General features: G+C 73.2%; 22 protein-coding genes. 12 read left to right on the top strand and 10 right to left on the bottom strand.

The annotated features are described in order from the left end of the window. The first annotated feature begins 23 nt into the window (after positions 1 to 23). Entirely contained in the window at positions 24 to 983 is a 960-nt protein-coding gene (locus A3Q37_RS15735) for a D-2-hydroxyacid dehydrogenase family protein (RefSeq protein WP_065484660.1), read from the top strand. 27 nt (positions 984 to 1,010) lie between these two features. On the opposite strand, the gene A3Q37_RS15730 is transcribed toward A3Q37_RS15735, so the two are convergent. After that, on the bottom strand, positions 1,011 to 2,126 hold the full coding sequence (locus tag A3Q37_RS15730; protein WP_065484657.1) for a chemotaxis protein: 1,116 nt from the start codon (positions 2,124 to 2,126) through the stop codon (positions 1,011 to 1,013). 130 nt (positions 2,127 to 2,256) lie between these two features. Here A3Q37_RS15730 and A3Q37_RS15725 point away from each other — a divergent pair, with 130 nt between their 5' ends. The 3 genes from A3Q37_RS15725 to glsA all read left to right on the top strand — a co-directional run bounded on the left by A3Q37_RS15725 (position 2,257) and on the right by glsA (position 4,745). Then, the gene (locus A3Q37_RS15725) at positions 2,257 to 2,751 is read left to right on the top strand and encodes a DUF1269 domain-containing protein (RefSeq protein WP_065484655.1); all 495 of its coding nucleotides are present in this window, start codon (positions 2,257 to 2,259) and stop codon (positions 2,749 to 2,751) included. A gap of 78 nt (positions 2,752 to 2,829) precedes the next feature. After that, a complete protein-coding gene (locus A3Q37_RS15720) occupies positions 2,830 to 3,384 on the top strand; it encodes a hypothetical protein (protein WP_065484652.1) in 555 nt (184 codons plus the stop codon). 11 nt (positions 3,385 to 3,395) lie between these two features. Then, positions 3,396 to 4,745 carry a glutaminase A gene (glsA, locus tag A3Q37_RS15715; protein ID WP_065484649.1) on the top strand — a complete coding sequence of 450 codons (1,350 nt, stop codon included), beginning with the start codon at positions 3,396 to 3,398 and terminating at the stop codon, positions 4,743 to 4,745. A 7-nt stretch (positions 4,746 to 4,752) separates the two neighbouring features. On the opposite strand, the gene A3Q37_RS15710 is transcribed toward glsA, so the two are convergent. Both A3Q37_RS15710 and A3Q37_RS15705 read right to left on the bottom strand, forming a co-directional pair. After that, positions 4,753 to 5,571, bottom strand: a complete 819-nt coding sequence (locus tag A3Q37_RS15710; RefSeq protein ID WP_065484646.1) for an endonuclease I family protein — start codon at positions 5,569 to 5,571, stop codon at positions 4,753 to 4,755. Between the two features lie 207 nt (positions 5,572 to 5,778). After that, positions 5,779 to 6,330: a GH25 family lysozyme gene (locus tag A3Q37_RS15705; protein WP_065484643.1), complete on the bottom strand. Its 552-nt coding sequence runs from the start codon at positions 6,328 to 6,330 to the stop codon at positions 5,779 to 5,781. 159 nt (positions 6,331 to 6,489) lie between these two features. Between A3Q37_RS15705 and A3Q37_RS15700 the strand changes: the two genes are divergently transcribed. From A3Q37_RS15700 to A3Q37_RS15685, 4 genes are all read left to right on the top strand, one after another. After that, positions 6,490 to 6,702, top strand: a complete 213-nt coding sequence (locus A3Q37_RS15700; RefSeq protein WP_032788903.1) for a hypothetical protein — start codon at positions 6,490 to 6,492, stop codon at positions 6,700 to 6,702. A gap of 154 nt (positions 6,703 to 6,856) precedes the next feature. Further along, positions 6,857 to 8,011 carry a methyltransferase gene (locus A3Q37_RS15695; protein WP_065484639.1) on the top strand — a complete coding sequence of 385 codons (1,155 nt, stop codon included), beginning with the start codon at positions 6,857 to 6,859 and terminating at the stop codon, positions 8,009 to 8,011. A gap of 100 nt (positions 8,012 to 8,111) precedes the next feature. Continuing rightward, the gene (locus A3Q37_RS15690; RefSeq protein WP_065484636.1) at positions 8,112 to 9,290 is read left to right on the top strand and encodes an acyl-CoA dehydrogenase family protein; all 1,179 of its coding nucleotides are present in this window, start codon (positions 8,112 to 8,114) and stop codon (positions 9,288 to 9,290) included. 106 nt (positions 9,291 to 9,396) lie between these two features. Then, the gene (locus A3Q37_RS15685) at positions 9,397 to 10,074 is read left to right on the top strand and encodes a pyridoxamine 5'-phosphate oxidase family protein (RefSeq protein ID WP_065484633.1); all 678 of its coding nucleotides are present in this window, start codon (positions 9,397 to 9,399) and stop codon (positions 10,072 to 10,074) included. Between the two features lie 73 nt (positions 10,075 to 10,147). Here the strand turns inward: A3Q37_RS15685 and A3Q37_RS15680 are convergent, their stop codons facing one another. After that, positions 10,148 to 11,029, bottom strand: a complete 882-nt coding sequence (locus A3Q37_RS15680) for a universal stress protein (RefSeq protein ID WP_065484630.1) — start codon at positions 11,027 to 11,029, stop codon at positions 10,148 to 10,150. Between the two features lie 184 nt (positions 11,030 to 11,213). On the opposite strand from A3Q37_RS15680, the gene A3Q37_RS15675 reads away from it, so the two are divergent. After that, on the top strand, positions 11,214 to 12,164 hold the full coding sequence (locus A3Q37_RS15675) for a universal stress protein (RefSeq protein WP_065484621.1): 951 nt from the start codon (positions 11,214 to 11,216) through the stop codon (positions 12,162 to 12,164). Here the strand turns inward: A3Q37_RS15675 and A3Q37_RS15670 are convergent. Genes A3Q37_RS15670 through A3Q37_RS15660 form a run of 3 tightly spaced genes read right to left on the bottom strand, consistent with a single transcriptional unit; the run spans position 12,157 to position 15,245 of the window. Beyond that, positions 12,157 to 13,596 (bottom strand): MBL fold metallo-hydrolase RNA specificity domain-containing protein, encoded by a 1,440-nt coding sequence (locus A3Q37_RS15670; RefSeq protein ID WP_079137816.1) that lies wholly within the window; start codon positions 13,594 to 13,596, stop codon positions 12,157 to 12,159. The two genes, A3Q37_RS15675 and A3Q37_RS15670, sit on opposite strands and share 8 nt — an antisense overlap. Positions 13,597 to 13,641: 45 nt before the next feature. Further along, positions 13,642 to 14,637, bottom strand: a complete 996-nt coding sequence (locus A3Q37_RS15665; protein ID WP_079137815.1) for an Acg family FMN-binding oxidoreductase — start codon at positions 14,635 to 14,637, stop codon at positions 13,642 to 13,644. Continuing rightward, complete coding sequence (locus tag A3Q37_RS15660; protein ID WP_065484619.1) at positions 14,634 to 15,245, bottom strand: CBS domain-containing protein; 612 nt, start codon at positions 15,243 to 15,245, stop codon at positions 14,634 to 14,636. The genes A3Q37_RS15665 and A3Q37_RS15660 overlap by 4 nt, the downstream gene beginning before the upstream one ends. 217 nt (positions 15,246 to 15,462) lie before the next feature. Between A3Q37_RS15660 and A3Q37_RS15655 the strand changes: the two genes are divergently transcribed. Beyond that, the gene (locus tag A3Q37_RS15655) at positions 15,463 to 17,247 is read left to right on the top strand and encodes a GAF domain-containing sensor histidine kinase (protein WP_065484616.1); all 1,785 of its coding nucleotides are present in this window, start codon (positions 15,463 to 15,465) and stop codon (positions 17,245 to 17,247) included. A gap of 30 nt (positions 17,248 to 17,277) precedes the next feature. Here A3Q37_RS15655 and A3Q37_RS15650 read toward each other — a convergent pair whose 3' ends face one another. Continuing rightward, the gene (locus A3Q37_RS15650; RefSeq protein ID WP_065484612.1) at positions 17,278 to 17,997 is read right to left on the bottom strand and encodes a response regulator transcription factor; all 720 of its coding nucleotides are present in this window, start codon (positions 17,995 to 17,997) and stop codon (positions 17,278 to 17,280) included. A gap of 226 nt (positions 17,998 to 18,223) precedes the next feature. Here A3Q37_RS15650 and A3Q37_RS15645 point away from each other — a divergent pair, with 226 nt between their 5' ends. Both A3Q37_RS15645 and A3Q37_RS15640 read left to right on the top strand, forming a co-directional pair. After that, on the top strand, positions 18,224 to 20,392 hold the full coding sequence (locus tag A3Q37_RS15645) for a serine/threonine-protein kinase (RefSeq protein ID WP_065484609.1): 2,169 nt from the start codon (positions 18,224 to 18,226) through the stop codon (positions 20,390 to 20,392). A 62-nt stretch (positions 20,393 to 20,454) separates the two neighbouring features. After that, entirely contained in the window at positions 20,455 to 22,074 is a 1,620-nt protein-coding gene (locus tag A3Q37_RS15640) for an NAD(P)/FAD-dependent oxidoreductase (protein WP_255311828.1), read from the top strand. A gap of 13 nt (positions 22,075 to 22,087) precedes the next feature. Here the strand turns inward: A3Q37_RS15640 and A3Q37_RS15635 are convergent, their stop codons facing one another. Continuing rightward, on the bottom strand, positions 22,088 to 23,254 hold the full coding sequence (locus A3Q37_RS15635) for an SGNH/GDSL hydrolase family protein (protein WP_065484603.1): 1,167 nt from the start codon (positions 23,252 to 23,254) through the stop codon (positions 22,088 to 22,090). Between the two features lie 228 nt (positions 23,255 to 23,482). Continuing rightward, positions 23,483 to 25,354, bottom strand: coding sequence for a serine hydrolase (locus A3Q37_RS15630; protein WP_176711422.1), 1,872 nt, complete (start codon positions 25,352 to 25,354; stop codon positions 23,483 to 23,485). Positions 25,355 to 25,421: the final 67 nt, after the last annotated feature.

Below are 25,421 nucleotides of genomic sequence, written 5' to 3'. Positions count from 1 at the left end.
TGCCCGGCCGGAGAGAGGCTGCCATGAAGCTGCGCTGCGCCGTCATCGAGGACTTCCAGTCCGTGGCCACCACCGTCGTCGACTGGTCGCCCGTCACCGACGACGTCGAGATCGTGACGTTCACCGACCACCTCGCGACCGTGGACGAGACGGTCGCCGCCCTCGACGGCTTCGACATCGTGGTCACCCTGCGCGAGCGGGTGCCCTTCCCGGCGGAGCTGTTCGCCCGGCTGCCCCGGCTGCGGCTGCTCGTCGCCTCCGGTATGCGCAACTCCGTCATCGACCTCGACGCCGCGCGGCGGCACGGCGTCGAGGTCTGCGGCACCGCCAGCTCCTCCACCCCGCCCGTCGAGCTCACCTGGGCGCTGCTGCTGGGCCTGGCGCGGGGGATCGTCCCCGAGGCCGAGGCCCTGCGCACGGGCGGGCCCTGGCAGTCCACCCTCGGGGCCGATCTGCACGGGCGGACGCTCGGTCTGCTGGGGCTCGGGAAGATCGGCGCCCGCGTGGCGCAGGTGGGCCTGGCCTTCGGCATGGACGTGGTGGCCTGGAGCCAGAACCTCACGAAGGAACGGGCCGACGAGGTCGGGGTGAGGCCGGCCGCCTCCAAGGAAGAGCTGCTGGCCGAGAGCGACTTCGTCTCCGTGCACCTGGCGCTCGGCGAGCGGACCCGGGGGCTGATCGGCGCGGCCGAACTCGCCCGGATGCGCCCGACCGCGTACCTGGTCAACACCTCCAGGGCGGCCATCGTCGACACGGCCGCCCTGCTCGCCGCCCTGGACGCGGGCACCATCGCCGGGGCGGCGACCGATGTGTTCGACGTCGAGCCGCTGCCCGCCGACGACCCGGTGCGGACGGCCCCGCGTCTGCTGGCCACCCCGCACCTGGGTTATGTGACCCGCGCCAACTACGAGACGTACTACGGCCAGGCGGTGGAGGACATCAGGGCGTTCCTCGACGGGCAGCCGGTCCGCCGCCTGGGCTGACGGCCACCGGCCCCTCCCCGGGGCTGGTCAGTAGCGCAGGGCCGCCGCGATCCGGCCGTGCTCCGCCAGCGAGTCGTCCTCCACGAACACGACGTCGGCACCGCTGTCCAGCGCCGCTTCGACCAGTTCGTCGACGATGTCCTCGCGGACCGTGCCGTCCGCGCTCTGCTCCGTCCCCTCGGGCACCGGCTCCAGATGCTCGTCGGTCACCCGCACGGTCGCCTGGAAGTGTTCCTCGACCGCGACCAGACCCGCCCGGCCCTCCCGGACGGCGGCCCACACCTCGTCGAGCCCGCCGGCGAAGGAGTGGGCGCTGCGGGCGTGGTCGAGCCGGGTCTCCACCCCGGCCGCCGCCTGATGCGCGCCCTCCTCCAGGGCGGGCCGCAGCTCCCGGAGGACATCGGCGGGCGGCAGGTCGGCCGGCGCCCCCTTGGCGACCCGGCCGATCGCGGACCGCGAGCTCTCGCCGACCTCGTCCAGCAGGGCGAGAGCGGGGGCGAGGCCCATCACGTACAGCGGACGCGGATCGTCGGCGAGCACCGTGCGCAGCTTCTCGTCGACATCGCGGAAGAAGTTCCGGGTCTCCTCGTCGGTGAACGTGCTCGGGGTGTCCCCGATCCGCTCCTCGCGCTGCGGGTTCGGGGGCTCCTTCGGCGCGGTCAGCGGGAAGCCGCCGGTCCTCTCCGGCCGGATGCCGTCGCCGGTCCCGATCCACAGCGTGGCGTGGTCGGCGGCGACGGTCAGCGCCCGGAACGGCCGCGTCTGGGCCTTCGCCGCGACGAGGTTGCGGGTGAGGAAGGTGTCGCTGAGCACCACCCGTTCGGGTGCGGTACGCGGCAGCCGCCAGATCTGGTAATCGTCGGTGGTGACCAGGAGCACCAGGGAGTCCAGCGCCCCGCGCGGGTCCACCTCCTCCGCCGCCCGCTCCAACTGGGCCCGCAGAGCGGCCGCGACCTCACGGCTGACCTCCGGGTCGGCGTCGAGCCGGTGCCCGGCCTCCGCCACCAGATTCCGCAGCCGGACCGGGTCCTGGGCGTTGTCCGGGGCCTTGCGATGGGTCGGCATGGTCAGGGACAGCGCCGGATAGGGCCGGGTCGCCCGCAGCTCCCGCAACACATCGGCGGTCAGGGCGTCCGTATCCATCGTTCCCTCCCGGGGCTCGACCCGCTCCCGTATGAAGCGGATGCTTCGACGAGTCAATTCATACCTTTTGATCCTAATATGGGCGAGTTGTTGCTCGGAGTGCAGGAGCGGGTGTGCAGGAGGGTGCGCGATGTCCACGCTCACGGTGTGGAAGTTCCGGACGGCCGACGGCGCGGAGCAGGTCGAGGAGTCCCTGAAATCCCTTCAGAAGGAAGGGCTGATCAAGATCCTCGACGCGGCCGTGGTGAGCTGGCCCGCCGACCGGGCCAAGCCGCGTACCAAACAGCTGAACAACCTCGTCGGCGCCGGAGCCCTCAGCGGCACCTTCTGGGGCATGCTCTTCGGGCTGATCTTCCTCATGCCGCTGCTGGGCGCGGCCATCGGAGCGGCCGCCGGAGCGCTCGGCGGGAAGCTCGCGGACGTCGGGATCGACGACGACTTCATCGCCGAGGTCAAGGAGAAGGTGACGCCCGGAACCTCGGCGCTGTTCCTGCTGACCATGAACGAGGTGCCCGACCGGATCGGCGCCCAGCTACCCGGCGACGGCGCCGAACTCCTCCACAGCAACCTCGACACCGAGCGCGAGGCGAAACTCCGCGACATCTTCGGCGACGACACGGCCTGACCCGCCCCGCACACCTTCTTCCCCCACCCGGATCTCTTCCGCACCCCGGACCCCACTCTTGGATTGGACGGACCGTCCGTGAAAGCGAACCTCCCCGCGCGCCGGGCCCGCGCCGCGCGCGCCCTGGCCCCCGCCGCGGTCGCGGCCCTGCTGCTCGCCGGTACGGCGGCCTGCGACTCCGACACCACCGGCGAAGGCACCGACCGGGGCGTCCACACCCTCACGCCCGAGCCGGAGGAGTCGCCCGCCGAGTCCCCGAGCCCGCGCACCCAGGAGAGCTTCGCCGCCTCGGTGTCCGCCGAGTCCGAACGCGTACGGCAGGAGGCGACGAAGCGCCTCGACGAGGTGGAGGGGCGGGGCAACGCCGTCGCCGACGTCTCGGTCAACGGGCTGCCGCTCAGCGGCTCCGAGGAGGTCCGCAGCGCGCTCGTCCGCGTCACCAACCCCACCGACGAGGCCGCGTTCTACGCCGTGAAGGTGGAGTTCGTCGACGCCGGGGACAAGGTCCTGGACACCGTCGTCGTCGGCATCGAGGACGCGCCGCCGGACCGCACGGTCGACGCCCAGGCCAACAGCCGCAAGGCCGCCGGGGTGAAGACCTTCCCCCGGATCGCCCAGGCCGAGCGCGGCTGAGGGGCGAGGGCATGAGCGCCGCCGACGCGGTGACCGACTCGCTGGAGAACCTGCGCGCCCGGTTCATCGGCGTACGGGACGGGAAGCCGGCCGACTATATCCCCCAGCTGGCCCTCGCCGACCCGGACGCCTTCGGGCTCGCGCTGGTCAGCATGGACGGACACCGCTACAGCGCGGGCGAGGCCGACATCCCCTTCACCCTCCAGTCCGTCTCCAAACCCTTCATCTACGCCCTCGCGCTCTCCGCGCTCGGCCTCGACGAGGTGAGCCGCTGGGTGGGCGCCGAGCCGAGCGGCGAGGCATTCAACGCCATCAGCCTCGAACCCGACACCGGCCGGCCCGCCAACGCCATGGTCAACGCCGGTGCGATCGTCACCACCGCCCTGATCCCCGACACCCCCGACGAGCCCGCCTTCGACCGGATCCTGCACTGTCTCGGCCGGTTCGCCGGACGTGAACTGGACGTCGACGAAGAGGTGTTCAGCTCGGAATCGGTGACCGGGGACCGCAACCGGGCGCTGGCCTATCTGATCCGCTCCACCGGCACCATGCCCGTCGACCCGGTCCTCGCCGTCGACCGCTACTTCCGCCAGTGCGCGATCCGCGTCACCACGATCGACCTCGCCACGATGGCCGCGACGCTCGCCTACGGCGGCGTCAACCCGGTCACCGGCGAGCAGGTCGTCTCCGCCGAGGTCGCCGCCCGGGTCCTCGCCGTCATGGCGACCTGCGGCATGTACGACGGCTCCGGCGACTGGCTGCTGCGCGTCGGGCTGCCCGCCAAGAGCGGGGTGTCCGGCGGCCTCATCGCGGTGGGCCCCGCCCGCTTCGGGGTCGCCACCTACAGCCCGCCGCTGGACGCCACCGGCGGTTCGGTCCGCGGCCACGCCGCGCTGGAGACGATGTCGGAGCGGTACGGGCTCCACCTCATGCTCAACCCCGCGCTGCCGGGCTCCACCGTCACCCTCGTCACGACCGCGGACGATCTGCCGTCGGCGCCCTCCGCCGAGCACGAACGGGTCCTCCACGAACAGGTCGGCGTCGTCGTCGCCCAGGGATCCATCGACTTCACCGCCGCCGAACGCGTGCTGTACGCCCTGGACGAGTCGGGGCCGAACGGCGGCTCCGTGGTACTCGACCTGCACGACGTCACGGCCATCGACTCGGTGGCCCTGGCCATGCTGCACACCGGACTCGCGCGGCTCCTGTCCGACGGGCGGCGCGCGGCCGTCGTCGACCCACGCGATCTGCTGGGGCCGCCCGACGTCCTGCGGGAAGGGACCGGCCAGAACCTGCCGCGCTACGCCACCCGCGAGGATGCCGTCGAAGGCTGCGCGCAGGCCCTGGCCGGGGAGGGCTGAGCCGGGACTACCAGATGGCGCCGACCCACTCGGGGTGGTCGATGAACGGGTTCCGGTTGTGCTGGAACTGCTCGAATATGACGTCGTTGCGGCGCTTCTCGAAGGCGTCCGGCGGGTCCTCCTGGCTCCACTGCTTCAGGACGGACAGCTTGCCCATCTTCGGCGCGGACCCGTTGTTCACCTGGTCGTTGGGTTCGAGGTCGGCGAAGGAGTCGTTGCCCTCGTAACGCACGGCCATGTAGAGGATCATGCGGGCGACGTCGCCCTTGACCGCGTCGCGCGGCTCGAAGGAGTCGCCGTCGGTGAAGTTCCCCGGGGCGTTGCCCAGTTCGCTCCCGCCGTTGTCGAAGTCCTTGTTGCCCCGGGTGGAGTTGACCTGGACGTCCTCGGGCCGCAGATGGTGGATGTCGGTGCCCGGACCCGTCGACGTACCGAAGTCGCCGTGCGACTTGGCCCAGACGTGCTCCCGGTTCCACTGGCCCGAGTTGCCGCCGTTGTCGTTCTTGGACTGGGAGCGCCCGGTGTACAGCAGGACGACGTTGGAGGAGTTGGCGGGGTCCTCGTCGGTCGCCTTGAGGGCGTCCCACACCTGGCTGTAGGAGAGCTTGGTCTGGTCGCTGATGATCGTGTGCAGGGCGGCTTTCAGCTCGGCGCCGGTCTTGCCGATGGCGTCCTGGTAGTAGGTGTCGTCGAGGGCGGCGGCGGTGGCGGTGTACCGGCCGGGGGAGGAGTCCGCGGGGGCCGCGGCCGCGGTGCCGGCGAGCACGGTGACGGCGGCCGCCGCGGCCAGCAGTGGACGCGCGTAGAACGAGTGACGACGGGACATGTGGGGTGTCCTCTCCGGAACGCGGACGCCGCGGCGGGCCCTGGGTGGGGGCGCTCGCGCGGCGGCCGTGCGGTAGGTGGTCAGCCGGGAGCCTTCCACACGCACCGTGGCCCGGGTGTGAACACTCTGTACCTATCATGTGCAGGTCAAGAGTCGCTTTGCCGTCACCTCTCGCGGACGGCCGTCCGCGAGAGGTGTGCCCGGGTGCTATCCGGCAGCCCAGTCGCGCAGGGCCCGGACCGAGGCGAAGTCGGCCACGTTCCTGTCGAGCGGGTCGTCGGTGTACTGGTGGATGCGCCAGTCCGCCTCGATACGGGGCTTGCCCGCGGAGACGTAGTCGGCGATCCACAGCCCGTCGCCGGCGTAGCTCGTGGTGTCGTGGTTGAGCCAGAACGAGCGGTTGCAGTACAGCAGGACCCGGTGGCCGGGCCGTTCCTTCTTCACCGCGCGGATGAACCGGTCCTTGTCCGCGTTGCTCGCCCGGGTCCCGCCGCCGGTCTCCTCCCAGTCGACCGCGAGCAGATCGCCCGCCTTCTCGGGGGTCCTGCTCAGGAAGTACGCCACCTGGTCCGCCACGTTCCCCGGCCAGAGGAAGTGGTAGAAGCCGACGACGCACTCGGCGTCCCTGGCCCGCTTCACCTGCGCCTCCATCCGCGGATTGACGTAGGTGCGGCCTTCGGTGGACTTGATGAGGACGAAGTCGAGACCGTCCGTGTCGTAGGAGGGCTGATAGGCGCTGACGTCGACACCGTGGAGCATGGGCACCCGCCTCGGGAATATGGGGCAACGATCTCCCTCTCCTGCCCACTCCCCGGGCCCGCCAAGGGCCGATTCACCCTCCCGGGTAACGGGCGCGCGCTCATCGGATGCGGCCGGGTCCGCGGAGGGTGAGAATTGCCGCAAGGACGAGGAGGCGGTATGAGCGAAGAGTCCGAATCCGTATCCGAGGCCCTGGCCGGACCGGGGGGCGTCACGCCCGACCGGCTCCTGCACACGGGCGCGAGCGACCGGCCGAGCCCGGAGGACCTGGTGCTGGCCTCCGGGCGGGACCTGACCCCGGAGACCCTGGAATGGGCCCGGCGCAAGCTGGCCGCCGAGGGGCGGTCGGCCATCGACAAACAACTGCCCTGACACATCCGCCGGGGGCCCACGTGGGCGCCCGGCGAGCAGGCGCGCGGAGCCGTACGCCGCTCGGTACACCGCTCCGTACGCCGAGGTGGACGCGGCCGCGGGGCCGGGGAGCGTGTGGGGCGCCCCCGGCCCCCTCGGCTAGCCTGAGTCACCTATGAACCGCTTGACGATCCCCCAGGGCACGTTCGATCTCGCCCGCTTCCCCGAGCACCCGCGCGACCCCTTCCGGGCGTGGGACGCCGCCGACGACTATCTGCTCCGGCAGCTGACGGACCCCGAGGCGGGACCGGTCGACCTCTCGGGGACGGTCGCCGTCGTGGGGGACCGGTGGGGAGCGCTCGCCACCGCGCTGGCCGCGCACCGGCCCGTCCAGATCAGCGACTCCTACCTGGCCCGCCGCGCCACCCTCGCCAACCTCGCCCGCAACGGCATCGACGAGGACGCGGTACGGCTGCTGTCCTCGCGCGACACCCCTCCGGACCGGATCGACGTCCTGATCGTCCGGGTGCCCAAGTCGCTGGCGTTCCTGGAGGACCAGCTCCACCGGCTCGCGCCCGCCGTCCACGCCGGCACCGTGATCATCGGCACCGGCATGGTCAAGGAGATCCACACCTCCACGCTGAAACTCTTCGAGCGGATCATCGGCCCGACCCGCACCTCCCTCGCCGTCCGCAAGGCGCGGCTGATCTTCTGTACCCCGGACCCCGAGCTGCCGCGTACGCCGAGCCCGTGGCCGTACCGCTACGAGCTGCCCGCCGACGTGGGCCCCGTCTCGGGCCTGACCACCGTCAACCACGCCGGGATCTTCTGCGCCGACCGCCTCGACATCGGCACCCGCTTCTTCCTGAAGCACCTGCCCACCCGCGGCGGGGCCGTCCGGGTCGTCGACCTGGGCTGCGGCAACGGCGTCCTCGGGCTCTCCGCCGCCGTCGCCAACCCCGAAGCGCACATCACCTTCGTCGACGAGTCCTACGGGGCGGTCGCCTCCGCCGAGGAGACCTTCCGGGCCGGGGCGCCGGACGGCGCGAAGGCCGACTTCCTGGTCGGCGACGGACTCGCCGGCCTCGATGCGGGCAGCGTCGACCTGGTGCTGAACAACCCGCCGTTCCACTCCCACCTGGCCACCACCGACGCCACGGCCCGCGCGATGTTCGCCGGCGCGCGGACCGCGCTGCGGCAGGGCGGCGAGCTGTGGGTCGTGGGCAACCGGCACCTCTCGTACCACACCCACCTGCGCCGGATCTTCGGCAACTGCACCACGGTCGCGGGCGATCCGAAGTTCGTGGTCCTGCGCGCCGTCAAGCGCTGACGACGAACCACACGCCCCGGCCCTTCCGGATTCCTGCAACAGGTTCTACTGTGTGCGCCGCTGCACACGGACGACGCCGACGCGAGACTCTGGAGGGGCCGTGCACCTCGAATACACGCCTGAGCAGCAGCGGTTGCGTACCGAACTGCGTACGTACTTCGCGGCCCTGGTCCCCGACAACGCCTACGCCCGCTACGCGGAACCCGCCGCCCAGAAACGCTTCTACCGCGACACGGTCCGCAGGCTCGGCGCCGACGGCTGGCTGGGCGTCGGCTGGCCGGAGGAGTACGGCGGCCGGGGGCTGACCCCGATGGAACAGTTCATCTTCTTCGACGAGGCCGCCCAGGCAGGCGTACCGCTGCCCCTGATGGCCCTGAACACCGTCGGCCCCACGATCATGCAGTACGGCACCGACGAGCAGAAGGCCCACTTCCTGCCCGGAATCCTCGCCGGCGAGATCGACTTCGCGATCGGCTACAGCGAACCGGACGCGGGCACCGACCTCGCCGCCCTCAAGACCCGCGCGGTCCGCGAGGGCGACACCTACATCGTCGACGGCCAGAAGATCTGGACCACCAACGGCGACACCGCCGACTGGGTCTGGCTCGCCGTGCGCACCGACCCCGACGCCCCGCCGCACAAGGGCATCACCATGCTCCTCGTCCCCACGAGCGACCCCGGCTACTCCTGCACCCTGATCAACACCCTCGCCTCGCACGACACGACCGCCAGCTACTACGAGAACATCCGCGTCCCCGTCTCCCGCCGCGTCGGCGAGGAGAACAAGGGCTGGCGGCTCATCACCAACCAGCTCAACCACGAACGCGTCACCCTCGCCGCCCACGGCACCATGGCCGTCCGCGCCCTGCACAATGTCCAGCGCTGGGCCGCCGGCACCAAGCTCGCCGACGGCCGCCGGGTCATCGACCTCGGCTGGGTCCGCGCCCTGCTCGCCCGCACCCACACCCGCCTCGACGCGATGAAACTCCTCAACTGGCAGATGGTCGCCGCCCTCCAGGACAACACCCTCACCCCGCAGGACGCCTCCGCGGTCAAGGTCTACGGCTCCGAGGCCCGCCGGGACGCGTACGCCTGGCTGATGGAGATCGTCGGCTCCGCGGGCGCCCTGAAGGAGGGCTCGGCCGGCGCGGTCCTCCACGGCGAACTGGAACGCGGCTACCGCTCGGCCGTGATCTTCACCTTCGGCGGCGGCAACAACGAGATCCAGCGCGAGATCATCTCGTGGATCGGCCTGGGGATGCCGCGCGTGCGGCGGTGAGCCCGCTCCCGGTGCCGGGCCGGCAGGGTCTTTGCGCTGCGGCCGCCCCCTCTCCTGGTTAGCGTGAGCCGAGGGGGCCGTACGTCGACAGTGAAGGAGCCCCGCGATGCCCTCAGCACCGCAGCCGGTCGGTGGCGACCTGGGCCGGCGCATCGTGGCACGCCGTATGCAGCTCGGTCTGTCCCGGCAGGACGTAGCGCTGCGGGCGGGCGCCGCGCCCGGCTACATCGAGTACGTGGAGGAGCAGTCCGCCACCCCCGGCGTCGGCTTTCTGCTCCGGCTGGCCGACGCGCTGGAGACCACGGTCCATGAGCTGACGGGAGGAACGGTCGATCTGCCGCGCGGCGCGGGGCGGGGTGCCCGGCGCGCCCGGATGGCTGAACTCGACGAAGCGATGTGCTGGACGCTGCTGGGCGACCACGGGGTGGGGCGGGTGGCCCTGGCACTCGGGGACGGGCCGGTCGTCCTGCCGGTGAACTACCAGGTGAGCGACGGTGAGGTGGTGTTCAGCACGGCGGAGGACTCCCCGCTGGCCACCGCGGACGGCACGGAGATCGCCTTCGAGGCCGACCACATCGACGACGCCTTCAGCAAGGGCTGGAGCGTGCTGCTCGTGGGAACCGTGCATGCCGTCACCGACGAGGAGGCGGCGCGGCGGCTGAGGGAGGCCGCGTACTCGACCCCGTGGGCGGGGCCCGAGCGCGACCACGTCATGGTGCTGACGCCCCGGCGCGTCACCGGGCGCAAGATCGTCGTCCCCGACGCCCCGGGCGAGGCCGACTGAAGCCTCGGGGCGCGGGTGAGGGTCCCTGAGCGCGTCGGCCGGGGAGCCGGCTGAAGCCACAGCGCCGCTGACGTCACTCGAACGGAACGACCGCGACCGGCGCCGCGCTGTGATGGATCACCGCGTGCGCCACATGGCCGATGTGGAAGCCCAGAGCCCGGCTGCCGCGCCGGCCCACGACCACCAGGCCCGCACCCCGGGACGCCCGGACCAGCTCGTCGGCCGCCGGGCCCATGACCGCCTTCTCCGTCACCTCGACCCGAGGGAACTCCGCCCGCCACGGACGGAGCAGTTCCGTCAGGCCTTCGGCGGCGCGCTGCCCGAGCCCGCTGCCGAGACCGGGGTCGAGGATCGCCGCGTACCCGTAGGACGGCGGCAGCGACCAGCTGTGCACGACCTGGAGCGCCGCGTTCCCCCGGTCCGCCTGGCCGAAGGCGAAGGAGAGGAGTGCGTCGGACGGGTGGTCGAGGTCGACGCCCAGCACGATGCGGGGCCCGGTGCCGGAGGGGGCCTCCGCCGAGTCGGCCGCCTCGGTCTCCTCCGGGCGGCGCACCAGCACCACGGGACTCCGTACCTTCCCGATGACGCCCAGGGAGACCGAGCCGACAAGGAAGCCGACCACTCCGCCGAGCCCCCGTGAACCCAGCACCGTGACCTCGGCCTCGTTCGCGGCGCGCGTCAGCTCCTCCACGGCCCGGCCCTGCACCAGCTCCGTGGTCACCTCCAGTCCCGGGCGGTCCCGGCGGGCCCGGTCCGCGGTCTCCCGCAGCAGGGTCTCGTACCGTTCGACGAGCGACTGCGTGGACGTCAGCGGCATCTCCGGGGTGATGGGCCACTCCTCCACATGGATCAGGCGCAGCGCGGCGCCGCGCAGCGCGGCCTCACGCGCGGCCCATTGCGCCGCCGCACGGCTTTCGGGGGATTCATCCAGGCCGACAGTGACATGGCGTGTCATGACAGGCGCCTCCTCGGGGTGACGGGGCTCCTCGGGCGAAACCCTCACTTCAGCCTCCCGCCCCGACCCCGGGCGACGGGAGGGCCGACAGGTCTCGATCGGGACCGAACGGCCCATGCCCGCCGCGCGCCCCGGTGCGACCGTGGAAGGTGCAGGCCCCTGGACCATCCCCCGAGGAGGAGCCATGAGCAGCACCACCCCCGACCCCACCGGACTCGGCGCCGTCACCGTCGGAGTGGACGCGTCCGCCCCGGCACGGGAGGCCGCGCTGTGGGCCGCGGAGGAGGCGGACCTTCGCGGTCGGCCCCTGCACATCGTCCACGCCGCCGACACCGACGGCCGCTCCCTCTACGTACGGGCGGACACCATCCAGGCGGTCCGCGAGGCCGGTCGCGACCTGCTGGCCGACACGGCGGACGAGGTAGGCCGCCGCCACCCCGGCCTGGTCGTGACGACGGAGCTGAGCCGGTTCGACCCGGTGGCCGGGCTGCGCGCGGCGGCCGGTGACCGCGGGACGATCGTCGTCGGCAGCCGGGGCCTGGGCGGCTTCGGCGCCCTGATGCTGGGATCCGTCGGGCTGGGCGTGGCCGCGCGGACCGGCGTACCGGTGATCGTCGTACGCGGCGAGACGGACAGCCCAGCGACGGGCGTCGTCACCGCGGCGGTGCACGGTGCCTCCGATCTCGGCTGGCTGATGGTTCCGGCCGCCGAGGCGCAGATCCGCAAGGCGTCGCTCCGGCTGCTCAGCGTCTGCAACGTCCTGGCCCACGTCGGCACGGTCACCACCATGCTCGACAGCCTCGGCGAGGTCGCCGACCAGCAGGTACGTGAGGTCGCGGCGATGGCCGAACAGATCCGGACCCGCTACCCCGGCCTCACCGTCACCCACCACGTCGAGACGGGGGCCAGCGTCCCGGGGATCCTCGTCGAGGCCTCCGAGCACACCGACCTGATGGTCCTGTGCAGCCGCCGCCGACTTCTGGGCGGGGGCTCCACACTCGGACGGGTCAGCCACGCCGTACTCCACCACGCGCACTGCCCCGTCGAGATCGTTCCCCCCGGCCAGGAGGACACCACCGGCGAGGAGGACACCGCCGGTGGTGAAGCCGCCGCCGAGGCCGGGCCGGTCACCTGACCAGCACGGCCTCGCCGGAGCACGGCACCACCGCGGTCCAGCCGAGCTCGTCGGAGATCCGGGCGCGCAGCGCGGCCGCCGCCGACGGCTCGCCGTGCACCACATACGTCGTGTGCGGGGGCGGGGCGCCGCGCAGCCAGTCCAGGAGCTGGTCCGCGTCGGCGTGCGCCGAGAAGTGCGGTACGTCGGCGACCTCGGCGCGTACGGGAACGTACTCGCCGAACATCTTGAGCGCGGGCACGCCGTCCACCAGGTCCCTGGCCCGGGTGCCCGCCGCCGCGAACCCCACGACGACGACGGTGTTCCGCGGGTCGGGCAGCAGCCTGCGCAGATGGTGCAGGACCCGGCCGCCCGTGGCCATCCCCGCCGAGGAGACGATGACGCACGAGCCGCGCGAACTGTTGATGGCGATGGACTCCCGCACGGTCCTGGCGGCCAGGAAGGGATCGGGGCTCAGCGCTCCCGCACCCCGGTCCAGGATGTCCGGCCGCAGCTCCGGCGACCGGTCGCGCACCGCCCGCCGGTAGACGTCCAGCGCCGCGAGGGCCATGGGGCTGTCGACGTACACGGGCACCGAAGCGGGCAGCACCCCGGCGGTGCGCAGCTCGACCAGTTCGTGCAGGACGACCTCGGTCCGGTCCAGGGCGAACGCGGGGATGACCACGGTGCCGCCCCGCGCGAGAGTGCGTCCGACAGCGGAGGCGAACGCGGCGCGGCTCTCGGCCGGTGAGTGGCGGCGGTCGCCGTAGGTGCTCTCCACCAGCAGCACGTCGGCGCCCGAGAACGGCTCGGCGGGAAGCAGCAGAGGATGTCCGGGCCGGCCCAGGTCTCCCGACACGGCCAGGCTGTGACCGTCCTCCAGAGTGAGGCGGGCCCAGGCCGAGCCGAGGATATGGCCGGCGCGGTGCAGCGTGAGCCGGGTGCCCGCGACGATCTCGACCTCGCCGCCGACCGGCACGGGGTCGAAGAAGGCCAGCGTCCTCTCCACGTCGGCGTCGTCGTACAGCGGCTCGGCGGGCCGGTGCTTCGACCAGCCGTGCGTGTTCGCGTGCTGCGCGGACTCCATCTGGAGCCGGGCGCTGTCCCGCAGGACGATCTCCGCGAGCCGGGCCGTGTCGGCGCTCATGAGGATCGGCCCCCGGAACCCCTGCCGGACGAGACGCGGCAGATAGCCGCAGTGATCGAGGTGCGCGTGGGTGACGACGACGGCCTGGATGTCGGCCGGTGGCCGGGCGAACTTCTGCCGGTTGCGGCGCCGCAGATCGGCGAAGCCCTGGAAGAGCCCGCAGTCCACGAGGACGCGGGCGTGGTCGCTCTCGACCAGGAACTTGCTGCCGGTCACGGTGCCCGTGGCCCCGAGGAAGGTCAGCAGGGCCGGACGGGGATCCGCCAGGGGATCCGAAGAGCGGGGACGCGGTGTCTGCCCGGACATGGAAGCTCCTTTGCTTACGGGGCGCGAGGCGCGGGGCACACCGGCTCACCCGACCTCCAGCACCTCCGCGACCGGCCGCCGGGGCGTGGCCGGGCCCGACGGGCCGTAGCCGAAGCGGAACACCATCTGCACGAAGCCGGTCCGGGAACGCGGATCCCGCGCGAGGTTCCTGAGCTCGGGCCATTCGAGAGGCTGCGAGATCAGGGAGGTCGCGAGCCCGTCGAGCGTGGCCTGGAGCAGCACACGCTCCATGCCCTGGCCCGCCCGCAGCCAGTCCACGGGCAGATCCGCCTCGGTGCCCAGCAGGGCCGTCTGCGGCCGCTCCTCGAACACGGCGGCCGCCCGGCCCGGAGAGCCGTGCGGTACGTCGAAGTCCCGCACCGGGGCCGTCGTCCCGTGCTGGCGGGGGCCGAACGCGTACGACGGGACACCCTCGGTGGCCGGGCCCTCCCCGGCCCGGCCCGTGCGGGTCCAGGTGATGATCTCGGCGCGCATGGCGTCGCTGGCCGACTCGAAGAGCTCCGCGTCGTGCACGAGGTCCATGACGGCGCCGGCGTGCCAGGTCCCCGGCACGACCAGCCGGACCCCTTCCAGCAGCGCCGCCGCGCTCAGCTCGTCGAGGATCTCCGGCGGGATCCGCTCGTCCGAGAACGGAAGACGGCTGGTGTGCCGGCGCCGCACGGCGGGCTGAAGATCCGCCAGCCGGTGGTCGGTGGTCTCCGCGTCCTCCTCCAGCACGACATCGGCGAGACGCCAGGGGTCGTGGGGGTCGGGCAGCAGCTCGGTGACAGCCCTCCAGCCTCCGTGTGCGGCGGCCACGCGCAGATTCAGCAGCGCCGCCCCGCATCCGATGTGCAGGGCGCGCTGGTCCGGGTCGCCGACCGGCAGCGTACGTTCCGGATCGCCGTACAGGGAGAGCAGTCGGGTGCCGGAGCGGTGGAAGAACTTCCAGGGCTGCGCATTGTGCATGGACGGCGCGGCCACGGCCGCCTCGACGAGCGAGGGGATGATCGCGGTGGCGCGCTGCTCGGTGGTGATCATGGTTTTCGCGTCTCCTGTCGGTCGTCCCGGTCGTCGTCGGTGTCCACCGCGATACGGTTCACCACCGCGATCACTCCTTCGGTCCGTGAGGCGAGTGCGAGAGCGGTACGGAGCTGGGCCGGCCGCGGCAGCCGCCCGGCCAGGACGACCACACCGTCGAGCACATGGACCTGGACCGTGCCGGCACGGACCCGCAGGACGTCATGGAGCACGTCCTCCCTGATCCGGAGCTTCACCTCGGCGTCCGGGCGGACGAAGAGGCCCAGCAGATCCCGGCGGGTCACCATGCCGACCAGCCGCTCCTCGTCGTCGACGACCGGGAGCCGCTCGTATCCGCGGCGGACCATGAGCCGGGCGGCCTCGGAGGCCGTCTGCTCGGCCTCGACCGTGACGGCCGGCGCGGACATGACGCCGGCGGCCGTCGGGGCCCGCCGGCCGCGCAGATCGCTCGCGGAGACCACGCCGAGCACATGACCGTCCTCGTCCACGACCGGCACACCGTTGATGGCGTGCCGGGTGAACAGCCCGGCCACGTCCGCCGAAGGCGTCGAGGAGCCGACCGCCACCACGTCGGCCGTCATCAGCTCACCGACCCGGAGATGCCGCATACCGTCGCGCCTCTCCTTCTCCCCGCCCTGCGGAGCGGCTGCCGTACCGCCTCCGTACCACCTTGCGGCCGGGCACCTGCCGAAAGTATGGGCCGAACGGTCCTGTCCCGGGACCGACCGGCTCCCGCCCGGCATGAGGCGGCGAGCCCCACGGGCTAGATTGGAACCGCATCGGTTTCACGCGCGCACGTCCCCTCGACGGCCGTCGGAGGTGCTCATGGGCGGGGAGGGCCACGAAGCCCACGAAACCCGGCTCCCCCGGTTGAAGCTGGACGAGCTGATCGACCAGCTCCAGGGCCATATCGACCAGGTCAGGGGGGTCCGGGACCGGCTCAACGGGCTGCTCGTCGCCGTCATGTCCGTCGGCCGGGAGCTGGACCTGCCGCAGGTGCTGCACGGGATCGTCGAATCGGCCGTCACGCTCGTCGACGCCGAGTACGGAGCCCTGGGCGTGGTGGGGAGCGACCAGAAGCTCGCCGAGTTCCTGCCGGTCGGCATCGACGACGAGGTACGGGAACGGATCGGCGGCCTCCCCACCGGCCACGGCCTCCTGGGCGAGCTGATCCGGCACCCGGAGCCGCTGCGCCTGCCCGAACTCTCCGACCACCCGGCCTCGGCCGGCTTCCCGCCCCACCACCCGCCGATGCACTCCTTCCTCGGGGTGCCGATCCGGGTGCGCGACGAGGTGTTCGGCAACCTGTACCTCACGGAGAAGCGGGGCGCGGCCGACTTCGACGCGGACGACGAGGCCGTCGTCCAGACCCTGGCCGTGGCGGCCGGAATCGCCATCGAGAACGCCCGCCTCTACGAGGAGGGCCGGCGCAGACAGCGCTGGCTCGCCGCCAGCTCCGACCTCACCAGCGCCCTCCTGTCGGGCGCCGCCGAGCCGGAGGTCCTCGAAGGCATGCTGGAACAGGCCGTCGCCATCGCGGGAGCGGACCTCGGGGTCTTCTGCCTCATCGGCCCAGCGGGCGAGATCACCGGATCGCTGGCCCTGGGGGAGAGGGCCGAGCCCCACCGGGACGTCACGCTCCCGAGCAGCCGGGGCACGCTCGCCGCCGCCGCGCTGGCTGCGAACGGCCTGGTCACGGTGGCGGACGTCAGCAGCGACCCCCGGGCGGCCGCCGAGCGCGGGCGCTGGGACGGGTTCGGGCCCGCGGTCGCCGTCACCGTGGGGACCAAGGAGCGGCTGAGCGGGGTCATGATCCTCGCCCGCGCCCGGAACAGGGCGGCGTTCATGAACGCGGAGATCGCCCTGCTGCCCGGATTCGCCGGTCAGGCGGCGCTGGCCCTCGAACTGGCCGACCGCCGGAGCGACTTCGAGCGCATGAGTCTGCTGGCCGACCGTGAACGGATCGCCCGGGACCTGCACGACCTGGCGATCCAGCGCCTGTTCGCCACCGGGATGACGTTGCAGAGCGCCCGGCCCCTGGTGGAGCACCCGGAGGCGGCCGAGCGGCTGGGCCGGGCGATCGACGACCTGGACTCCACCATCAAGATCATCCGGTCCACCGTCTTCGGCCTCCGGGAACAGGGGCCGACGGGGCGGACACCGAAACTCCGCTCCCGTGTCGTCCGGGCGGTCGACGCCGCCGTGCCCGCCCTCGGGTTCACTCCCGCCCTCCGCATGGAGGGGCTGATCGACACCGAGGTGCCACGGACCGTCGCCGACCATGTCGTCGCGGTGGTCGGCGAGGCGCTGAGCAACATCGCCCGGCACGCGGAGGCGGGGAAGGCCGAGGTCGCGGTCGTCGCGGAGGACGGCGTACTGACGGTGACGGCGAGCGACGACGGAGTCGGCATCCCGCCGACCGCGAGCGAAACGCGGTCTCCAGGCCACGCGAGCGATACACCGTCTCCAGGCCATGGGCGGGGCGGGATCCGGAACCTCACGGAACGCGCCGAACGGCTGGGCGGCTCCCTGTCGATCCGTGCGAAGGCACCGCCGGGGAGCGGCACGGTGCTGGAGTGGCGGGTGCCGATCACCCCGGCACCCGACTGAACGACGCCTTTCGGTGCTGGGAGAGCGGGCCTATCGCTCCTGCTGCCGGTGTTCGCGCACCTCCGTCGCGATCACGGCGGCCTGCACCCGCCGCTCGACGCCCAGCTTCCCGAGCAGCCGGGAGATGTGGTTCTTGACGGTCTTCTCCGACAGATAGAGCCGCTGGGCGATCTGCCGGTTGGTCAGCCCCTCGCCGATGAGGTCGAGTACGGAACGCTCCCGCTCGGAGAGCACCGCGAGCCGTTCGTCCTCCTCGGGGGCCGGACCGGCCTCGGCGTCCCGCAACGACCGCATCAGCCTGGCCGTCGTCGACGGGTCCAGCATCGACCGGCCCGCCGCCACGGTCCGTACGGCGGACACCAGGTCCGAGCCGTTGATCTGCTTGAGCACATACCCGGCGGCACCCGCCATGATCGCGTCGAGCAGGGCCTCCTCGTCGTCGAACGAGGTGAGGATCAGACAGGCGAGATCGGGCATACGGGAGCGCAACTCCCGGCACACGGTGATGCCGTCCCCGTCGGCCAGCCTGACGTCGAGCACCGCCACATCAGGCCGCAGCGCCGGACCACGGGCCAGCGCCTGGGCGGCCGTCGCCGCCTCGCCCACGACGACCAGGTCCTCCTCGGACTCCAGAAGGTCGCGCAGGCCCCGGCGGACCACCTCGTGGTCGTCCAGCAGGAAGATCCGCGTCGGAGCGGCGGGGACGGCGGGAGCGGCGGCGGTACCGGTGCCGGTCGGCGTCTCGCCCATCTGCGCTCCCTGTCGTCGGCGCCGGTCTCCCGAACGCCCATGCGGCCATGCGGCCATTGTCCCAGGAGCGCCGGGGCGCGCACGCGGTGGACCGCCCGGGACCCGGTAACCGCCCCGCCGCGTACACACTCCGGCTACCGGCAGCCATACTGGACATGCCGGGGAGGGCGCAGCACAGCGGCTGGGAACACGGGGAACAGGGAACAACGGGGGCGGGAAACGGCAGATGGCGGACACCAGGCTGATCCAGAGCCGGTACCGGCTGCTCGAACTCATCGGGCGCGGCGGCATGGGCGAGGTGTGGCGCGCCCTCGACGAGTCGCTGGGCCGTCAGGTCGCCGTGAAATGCCTCAAACCCATGGGCCCCCAGCACGACCAGGCGTTCACCCGGATCCTGCGCGAGCGCTTCCGGCGCGAGGCCCGGGTGGCCGCCTCCCTCCAGCACCGGGGCGTCACCGTCGTCCACGACTTCGGCGAGTACGAGGGCGTGCTCTACCTCGTCATGGAACTGCTCGACGGGCAGAACCTGAGCCAGCTGCTGGAGGAGAACCAGCAGCACCCGCTGCCCGTCGAGCATGTCGTCGACATCGCTGAGCAGGTCGCCGACGCCCTCGGCTACACCCACCGGCAGGGCATCGTCCACCGCGACCTCAAGCCCGCCAACATCATGCGGCTCACCGACGGCACGGTGAAGATCTGCGACTTCGGCATAGCGCGCCTCGGCCACGACATCGGCATGACCTCCCGGCTCACCACCACCGGCCTCGCCATGGGCACCCCGCACTACATGTCGCCCGAGCAGATCAGCGGCAAGGAGGTCGACCACCGCAGCGACCTCTACTCGCTGGGCTGCGTCCTGTACGAAATCGCCACCGGCGTACCGCCGTTCGACCAGGAGGACGCCTGGGCCGTGCTCGTCGGACACCGCGACACCCCGCCGGAGCCGCTGCGCACCCACCGCGCCGAACTGCCCGGCTTCTTCGACCGGGTCGTCCTCGACCTGCTCGCCAAGGCTCCCGAGGAACGGCCCGTGGACGCGGGCGACCTGCGCCGCCGCATCGTCCTCGGCCGGACCGGCGAACAGCCCGCGCTCGGACCGGGACCCCTCGCGCACTCCGGCGCCCTGCCGCTGCCGGCCCCGCGCGAGAGGGCGCTGCCCGCCTGGACCCGGTCCATGACCGCCGGTCACCGGGCGACCGGCCCGCACGCCGAACTCCCCGACCCGGCCGCCGGGCTGACGGGGCAGTGGACCACCGCGCGCGCCACCGTCCCGCACACCGGCTCCTTCGTCTCCGTCTCGGCCGGACCCCCCGCCCCGGACCTCCTCGCCAGGCTGGAGGGCCGCCACAGCGCGGGCATCGACCTCGGCCGCCTCGGCCGCTGGGAGGAGGCGGGGGAGGTGCACCGCCAGGTCGCCGAGCAGCGCGACCGCGTCCTCGGCCCGGACCACCCCGACACCCTCGCCAGCCATTACGAGATCGGCCTCACCCTCAGCCGTACGGGCCGGGCCGAGGAGGCGCTGCGCGCGTTCACCCGGGTCGCCGAGGGCCGCGAACGCACCCTGGGCCCCGACCATCCCCAGACGCTCGCCGCCCGCCAGGGGACCGCCCACGCCCTGGGCCGGCTCGGCCGGCACGCCGAGGCCCACCAGGTGTACGGGACGGTCCTCGCCGTCCGTGAACGCGTCATGGGCCCCGACCACCCCGACACCCTGCGCTGCCGCCACAACCTGGCGTTCAACCTCTGCCGTCTCGGGCGGCCCGAGGAGTCCTGCCGGATCGCCCGGGAGGTCGCCGACGCCCGCGCCCGCGTGCTCGGCCCGGACCACCCCGACACCCTCGTCACCCGCTACGAAGTGGCGTACACCCTGGGCAGGCTGGGCCGCTGGGCGGAGGCGCTGGCCACGTACCAGGAGGTCGCCCGGGCCCGCGCCGACGTCCTCGGGGCCGACCACCCCGACACCTTCGCCGCCCGCTACGAGGCCGGCATCAGCCTCGGCAGGCTCGGCCGCGACGAAGAGGCCCTGGAGCTCTACCGCTCCCTGGTCGCCGACCGCACCCGGACCGCCGGAGCGGCCGACCCCGAGACGCTGCGCGCCCGCCACGGCCTCGGCGTCAACCTGGGGCGGCTGGGCCGCTGGGACGAGGCGCTGGCGGAGGCGCGCGAGGTCTGCGCCCTCCGGGAACACGCCCTGGGCCCCGACCACCCCGACACGGTCATCAGCCGCCGGGAGGTCGCCGCCGGGCTCGGCTGGCTCGGCCGCTGGAGCGAGGCCCTGGTGGCGTACCGCCAGGTCGCCGAGGCGCGCACCCGGACCCTGGGCCCCGACCATCCCCAGACGCTCGCGGCACGCGACGACGAGGCGCACTGCCTGGAACGGCTCGCGCAGGCATAGGGCGCGTCCAGGGAGAGCCGCCGCCTCTGGTGGGGACGGCGGGCGGCGTGCTACGAAGGTGCATGCCCGCACCTCAGAGCCCCGCACCCCGAACACCCGCAGGTCAGCCCGGACCCCAGCAGGCCTCCGGACCCGGCGCGCCCGCCCGGGACCGCTACGACGCCGTGATCGTCGGCGGCGGCCACAACGGTCTGGTCGCCGCCGCCTACCTCGCGCGCGCCGGACAGTCCGTCCTCGTCCTGGAACGGCTCGGCACCACCGGGGGAGCGGCCATCTCCACCCGCCCCTTCGCCGGGGTCGACGCCCGGCTCTCGCGCTACTCGTACCTGGTCTCCCTGCTGCCCGACAAGATCGTCCGCGACCTCGGCCTCGACTTCGCCGTGCGCAAGCGGTCCGTCTCGTCCTACACCCCCGCCGTGCGCGACGGCCGCCCCACCGGGCTGCTCGTCGCGGGCGAGGGCACCCGGGAGTCCTTCGCGGCGCTCACCGGCGGCGAGCGGGAGTACGCCGCCTGGCAGCGGTTCTACGGGATGACCCAGCGGGTCGCCGAGCGCGTCTTCCCCACGCTCACCGAACCGCTGCCCGGCCGAGAGGCCCTGCGCGAGCGGATCGACGACGCGGATGCCTGGCGGATGCTCTTCGAGGAACCGCTCGGCGTGGCCGTCGAGGAGAACTTCACCGACGACCTGGTGCGCGGGGTCGTCCTCACCGACGCCCTGATCGGCACCTTCGCCGACGCCCATGACACCTCGCTCCTCCAGAACCGCTGCTTCCTCTACCACGTGATCGGCGGCGGGACCGGCGACTGGGACGTCCCCGTCGGCGGCATGGGCGCGCTCACCGACGCCCTGGCCGGGGCCGCCCGGGCGGCGGGCGCCGAGATCCGCGTACGGCACGAGGCGACCCGTATCGAGACGGACGGGAACGCCGCCGAGGTCACCGTCCGCACCCCGGACGGCGAGCACGTCGTCGCCGCGGGCCGCGTCCTCGTCAACGCCTCCCCGCAGGCCCTCGCCGCCCTGCTCGGCGACGCCCCGCCCCCGCCCGCCGAAGGCGCCCAGCTCAAGGTGAACATGCTGCTCACCCGGCTGCCGCGGCTTCGCGACCGGTCCGTCGACCCCCGGCAGGCCTTCGCCGGGACGTTCCACATCGCCGAGGGATACGGGCAGCTCGCCGACGCCTACCGGGACGCGGCGGCCGGCCGGCTGCCCACCGCCCCGCCCTCCGAGATCTACTGCCACTCGCTGACCGACCCCACGATCCTCGGCCCCGAACTCGCCGCGCGCGGCTACCAGACCCTCACCCTCTTCGGCCTGCACGCCCCGGCCCGGCTGTTCACCGCCGACAACGACGCCGCCCGCGCCGCCCTCCTCAAGGCGACCCTCGCCGAACTGGACGCGCACCTGGAGGAACCGGTCACCGACTGCCTCGCCCTCGACGCCAACGGCGAACCCTGCATCGAGGCCAAGACCCCGCTCGACCTGGAGCGCGATCTGCGGCTGCCCGGCGGCCACATCTTCCACCGCGACCTCTCCTTCCCGTACGCGGACGAGGGCACCGGGCGCTGGGGCGTGGAGACCGCGCACGCCAATGTGCTGCTCTGCGGGGCGGGCGCGGTGCGCGGCGGCGGGGTCAGCGGGGTCCCCGGCCACAACGCGGCGATGGCCGCGCTGGGGGAGTAGTGAGGGGTATTTCCTAACGCAGGTGCCGGGGGTCCACGGCGGCGGCGATCGCCGTGTGCCCCTCGGCGCCCGGGTGCAGGCCGTCGCCGCTGTCGTACGCGGGCAGCAGCCGGGACGGGCGGTCCGGGTCGCGCAGCGCCGCGTCGAAGTCGGCGACCGCGTCGAAGATCCGCCCGGTGCGCACCGCCTCGTTGACCTCCCGGCGCACCGCGTCCGCCTCCGGCGTCCAGCGCGTCCACCCCTCGAACGGGGTGATCGTGGCGCCCACCACCCGCAGCCCGGCGGACCGGGCGCGCAGGGCGAGTTGGCGGTACGCGGCCACCATCCGCGCCGGGTCGCGCTCGACCGGCAGATGGTGGAGGTCGTTGACGCCCAGGTGCACCAGGACCGTCCGCAGCCCCGGCAGCGACAGCACGTCCCGGTCGAAGCGGGCCTGGGCGCTCGGCCCGAAGCGGTCGTTGTCGAGCAGCAGCCGGTTGCCGCTGATGCCGAGGTTGGCGACGGCGGAGCCGGACAGCCTGCGGGCCAGCTGGTCGGGCCAGCGCAGGTCCGCGTCGTCGGGCGTACCGGTGCCCTCCGCGATGGAGTCGCCCAGCACGGCGAGGACCGGGCCGCGCGCCCCCGTCGTCTCGACCCCGGTCAGGAGGAACACGGACCGGGTCCGGACCCCGTCGACGGTGTGCCAGGCGTGGGTGTTGCGGTGGAAGGACAGCGGGCCGGTGGGGCCCGGGAGCCGCGTCTCGACGGTCAGGAGGGACCCGTCCGGCACCTGAAGCCCCGCAACCGGGTCGCTGGTGAGCGAGGCGCCCGCCGCCAGCCACGCCTGCGGCCGCCCGCCGAAGGTGACCGGCCGCCCCTCGGCGGTCACCGGACCCACCAGCACCTGCGCGGCCCCGAAGGCGTGCGCGTACCGCAGGCGGACCTGCCCGCCCGCCGAGAGCCGCAGCCGCGTCGTGCAGAGCCCGTCCGTGAGCCCGGCCGACGCGAGCGGATCGTCCGCCGTGGGTGCGGTCTGCGCGGTGGCCCAGGAGGTGGTCCAGGGCGTGCCCGCGCGGGGGAGACCGGGCTCGGGGCGCGGGGCGGCCGAGGCGTGCGGGGCGGCGGTGAAGGCCGCCGTGATCCCGGCCGCCGCCGCGTACAGCAGACTGCGTCTGGCCGGTGCGGGAACCCGGCCGGTCACCGGGAGTGCACCGGGGCGAAGAGGGCGGGGTGCCGAACGCTGCTCATGGTGTGCCTCCTGGAATCGACCACGGGGGTGGATGGGCCGAGCGGCTCGCATACAGCTCGTGCCATCCAACGGCCCCCGGATGAACCGGCGGTGACGTCGGCACGCACCGGACGCGACGCCATTGTGGCGGGGGCGTCGGGCGGGCGCCGGCGCACCACGCGCGGCGCCCCGCCCTGCCGCTCAGTCGGCCGACAGCACCCAGCCCGTCGCCCCGATCCGCCCCGCGTCCTTGGGCCGCTCGGAGTCGAAGACCGTACGGCCCCCGTCCCGCACTCGCAGGGCGTCCACGTACGCGCCGCGCCCCACGTACAGCTGGTCCGTGGTGTACCGCCACCGTAGCTGGAGACTCGTGCCGCGCCAGGCCGACAGGTCCGCCTCCAGCCGGTGCCACACCCGCCCCGACCAGCCGGTCACCGAGCCCGTCGGGTGCGGCACCGGATCCGGGCGGTGGCCGGGGCCCGGACGCACGGTGGTGAACGGCACCGGCTGCCAGTCCTCCCCGCCCGCCGACGCTTCCAGGAAGAGGCCGTCGGAGGCCGGTTCGGTGTCCCACCACAGCGCGCACTCCAGCCGGGCCCGTGCGGAGCCCAGGCGCAGGGCGGGCAGCGTGAGGGTGGCCGTGGAGGCGCTGGCCATCCCGGAGAACCAGGCCGTGCGCCCCCGCTCGGGCCGCACCGGAACGGCCCGGGCCAGCTGGTTGGCGGTCGCCACCCGGGGCGCGCTGCCCGAGCGCCAACTCCGTACGGGATGGACGGAGTTGCCCAGCACGATGAGGAAGGTGTCGGTGGACGGGTCGAGCACCAGGCTGGTCCCGGTGAATCCGGTGTGCCCCGCACTGCGCGGGGTCGCCATCGCGCCCATGTACCAGTGCTGGTAGAGCTCGAAGCCGAGGCCGTGCTCGTCGCCCGGGAACGCGGTGTTGAAGTCGGTGAACAGCAGGTCCACCGACTCCTCGGACAGGATGCGGGAGCGGCCGTACACCCCGCCGTTGAGCAGCGTCCGGGCGAGCACCGCGAGATCCCAGGCGCAGGAGAACACCCCCGCGTGGCCCGCCACCCCGCCGAAGCTGTACGCGTTCTCGTCGTGCACCTCGCCCCAGACGAGACCGCGCTCCAGACCGGACCAGGGCAGCCGGGCGTCCTCGGTCGCCGCGATCTTCGGCTTCCACGAGGCCGGCGGGTTGTAGCGGGTGCGGTGCATTCCGAGCGGGGCGGTGATCTCCTCGCGGAGCAGCACGTCCAGCGTCCGGCCGGTGATCTGCTCCAGGATCAGCTGGAGCGAGATCAGGTTGAGGTCGGAGTAGAGGTAGGCGCTGCCCGGGGTGCTCGCCGGGACCTCGTCCCACAGCATCCGGAGCTTGCCCTCCCGGGTCGGCTCCTCGTACAGCGGGATCCACGACCGGAAACCCGAGGTGTGCGTGAGCAGTTGACGGACCGTGATGTCCTGCTTGCCGCCGCCCGCGAAGTCCGGAAGATACGAGGCGACCGTCGCCTCCAGCTCCAGCCGGCCGCGCTCGATCTGCTGGACCGCCAGGAGCGAGGTGAACAGCTTGGAGATCGAGGCCAGGTCGAAGACGGTGTCCTCGGCCATCGCGATCTGCCGGTCCGCTGGGAACTCCACCCCGGTGTCGGTCTTCTCGTCGTACGCGGAGTAGCGCACCGCCTTGCCGATCGGCCGGTGCAGCGCCACCGTGCCGCCCCGCCCGGCGAGCAGCACCGCGCCCGCGTACCAGGGATGCTCGGGGGAGTCCGCGAGGTAGGCCTCGGCGTCCCGGACGAGCTGGTCCAGCGGCTCCTGGAGCAGCCCGGCGCGGGCCGCGCTGCCGCGCCGCAGCGTGGGCCGGTGCGCCCCTGACTCCATGCCCGCTCCCGTGTCCGCCGCACTGCCCGGCCCGCTCCGGGCAGCCGCGTCCGCGAGGGGGATCGGCGTCAGCGCGAGCGCCCCGCCCAGCGCCAGTATCCCGCCGCCCAGCCGCCGCCGGGCGATGCCGCTCCGCGCGGTGCGTGGGGTGTTCTCGGAGGTCCGCCCGTACCCCTGCGTGTCCCCGGTCATCCGCAACTCCTTCCCGCGCCTGACGTCCGGTCACCGGGCCGTGCCCGTAAGCCGGAGCCCGCGCGAA

The sequence above is a fragment of the Streptomyces sp. PTY087I2 genome, from assembly GCF_001687325.1.
Taxonomy (GTDB): Bacteria; Actinomycetota; Actinomycetes; order Streptomycetales; family Streptomycetaceae; genus Streptomyces.
The sequence above is the reverse complement of the archived record's forward strand: the minus strand, read 5'-3'. Positions and strand labels throughout refer to the sequence as shown.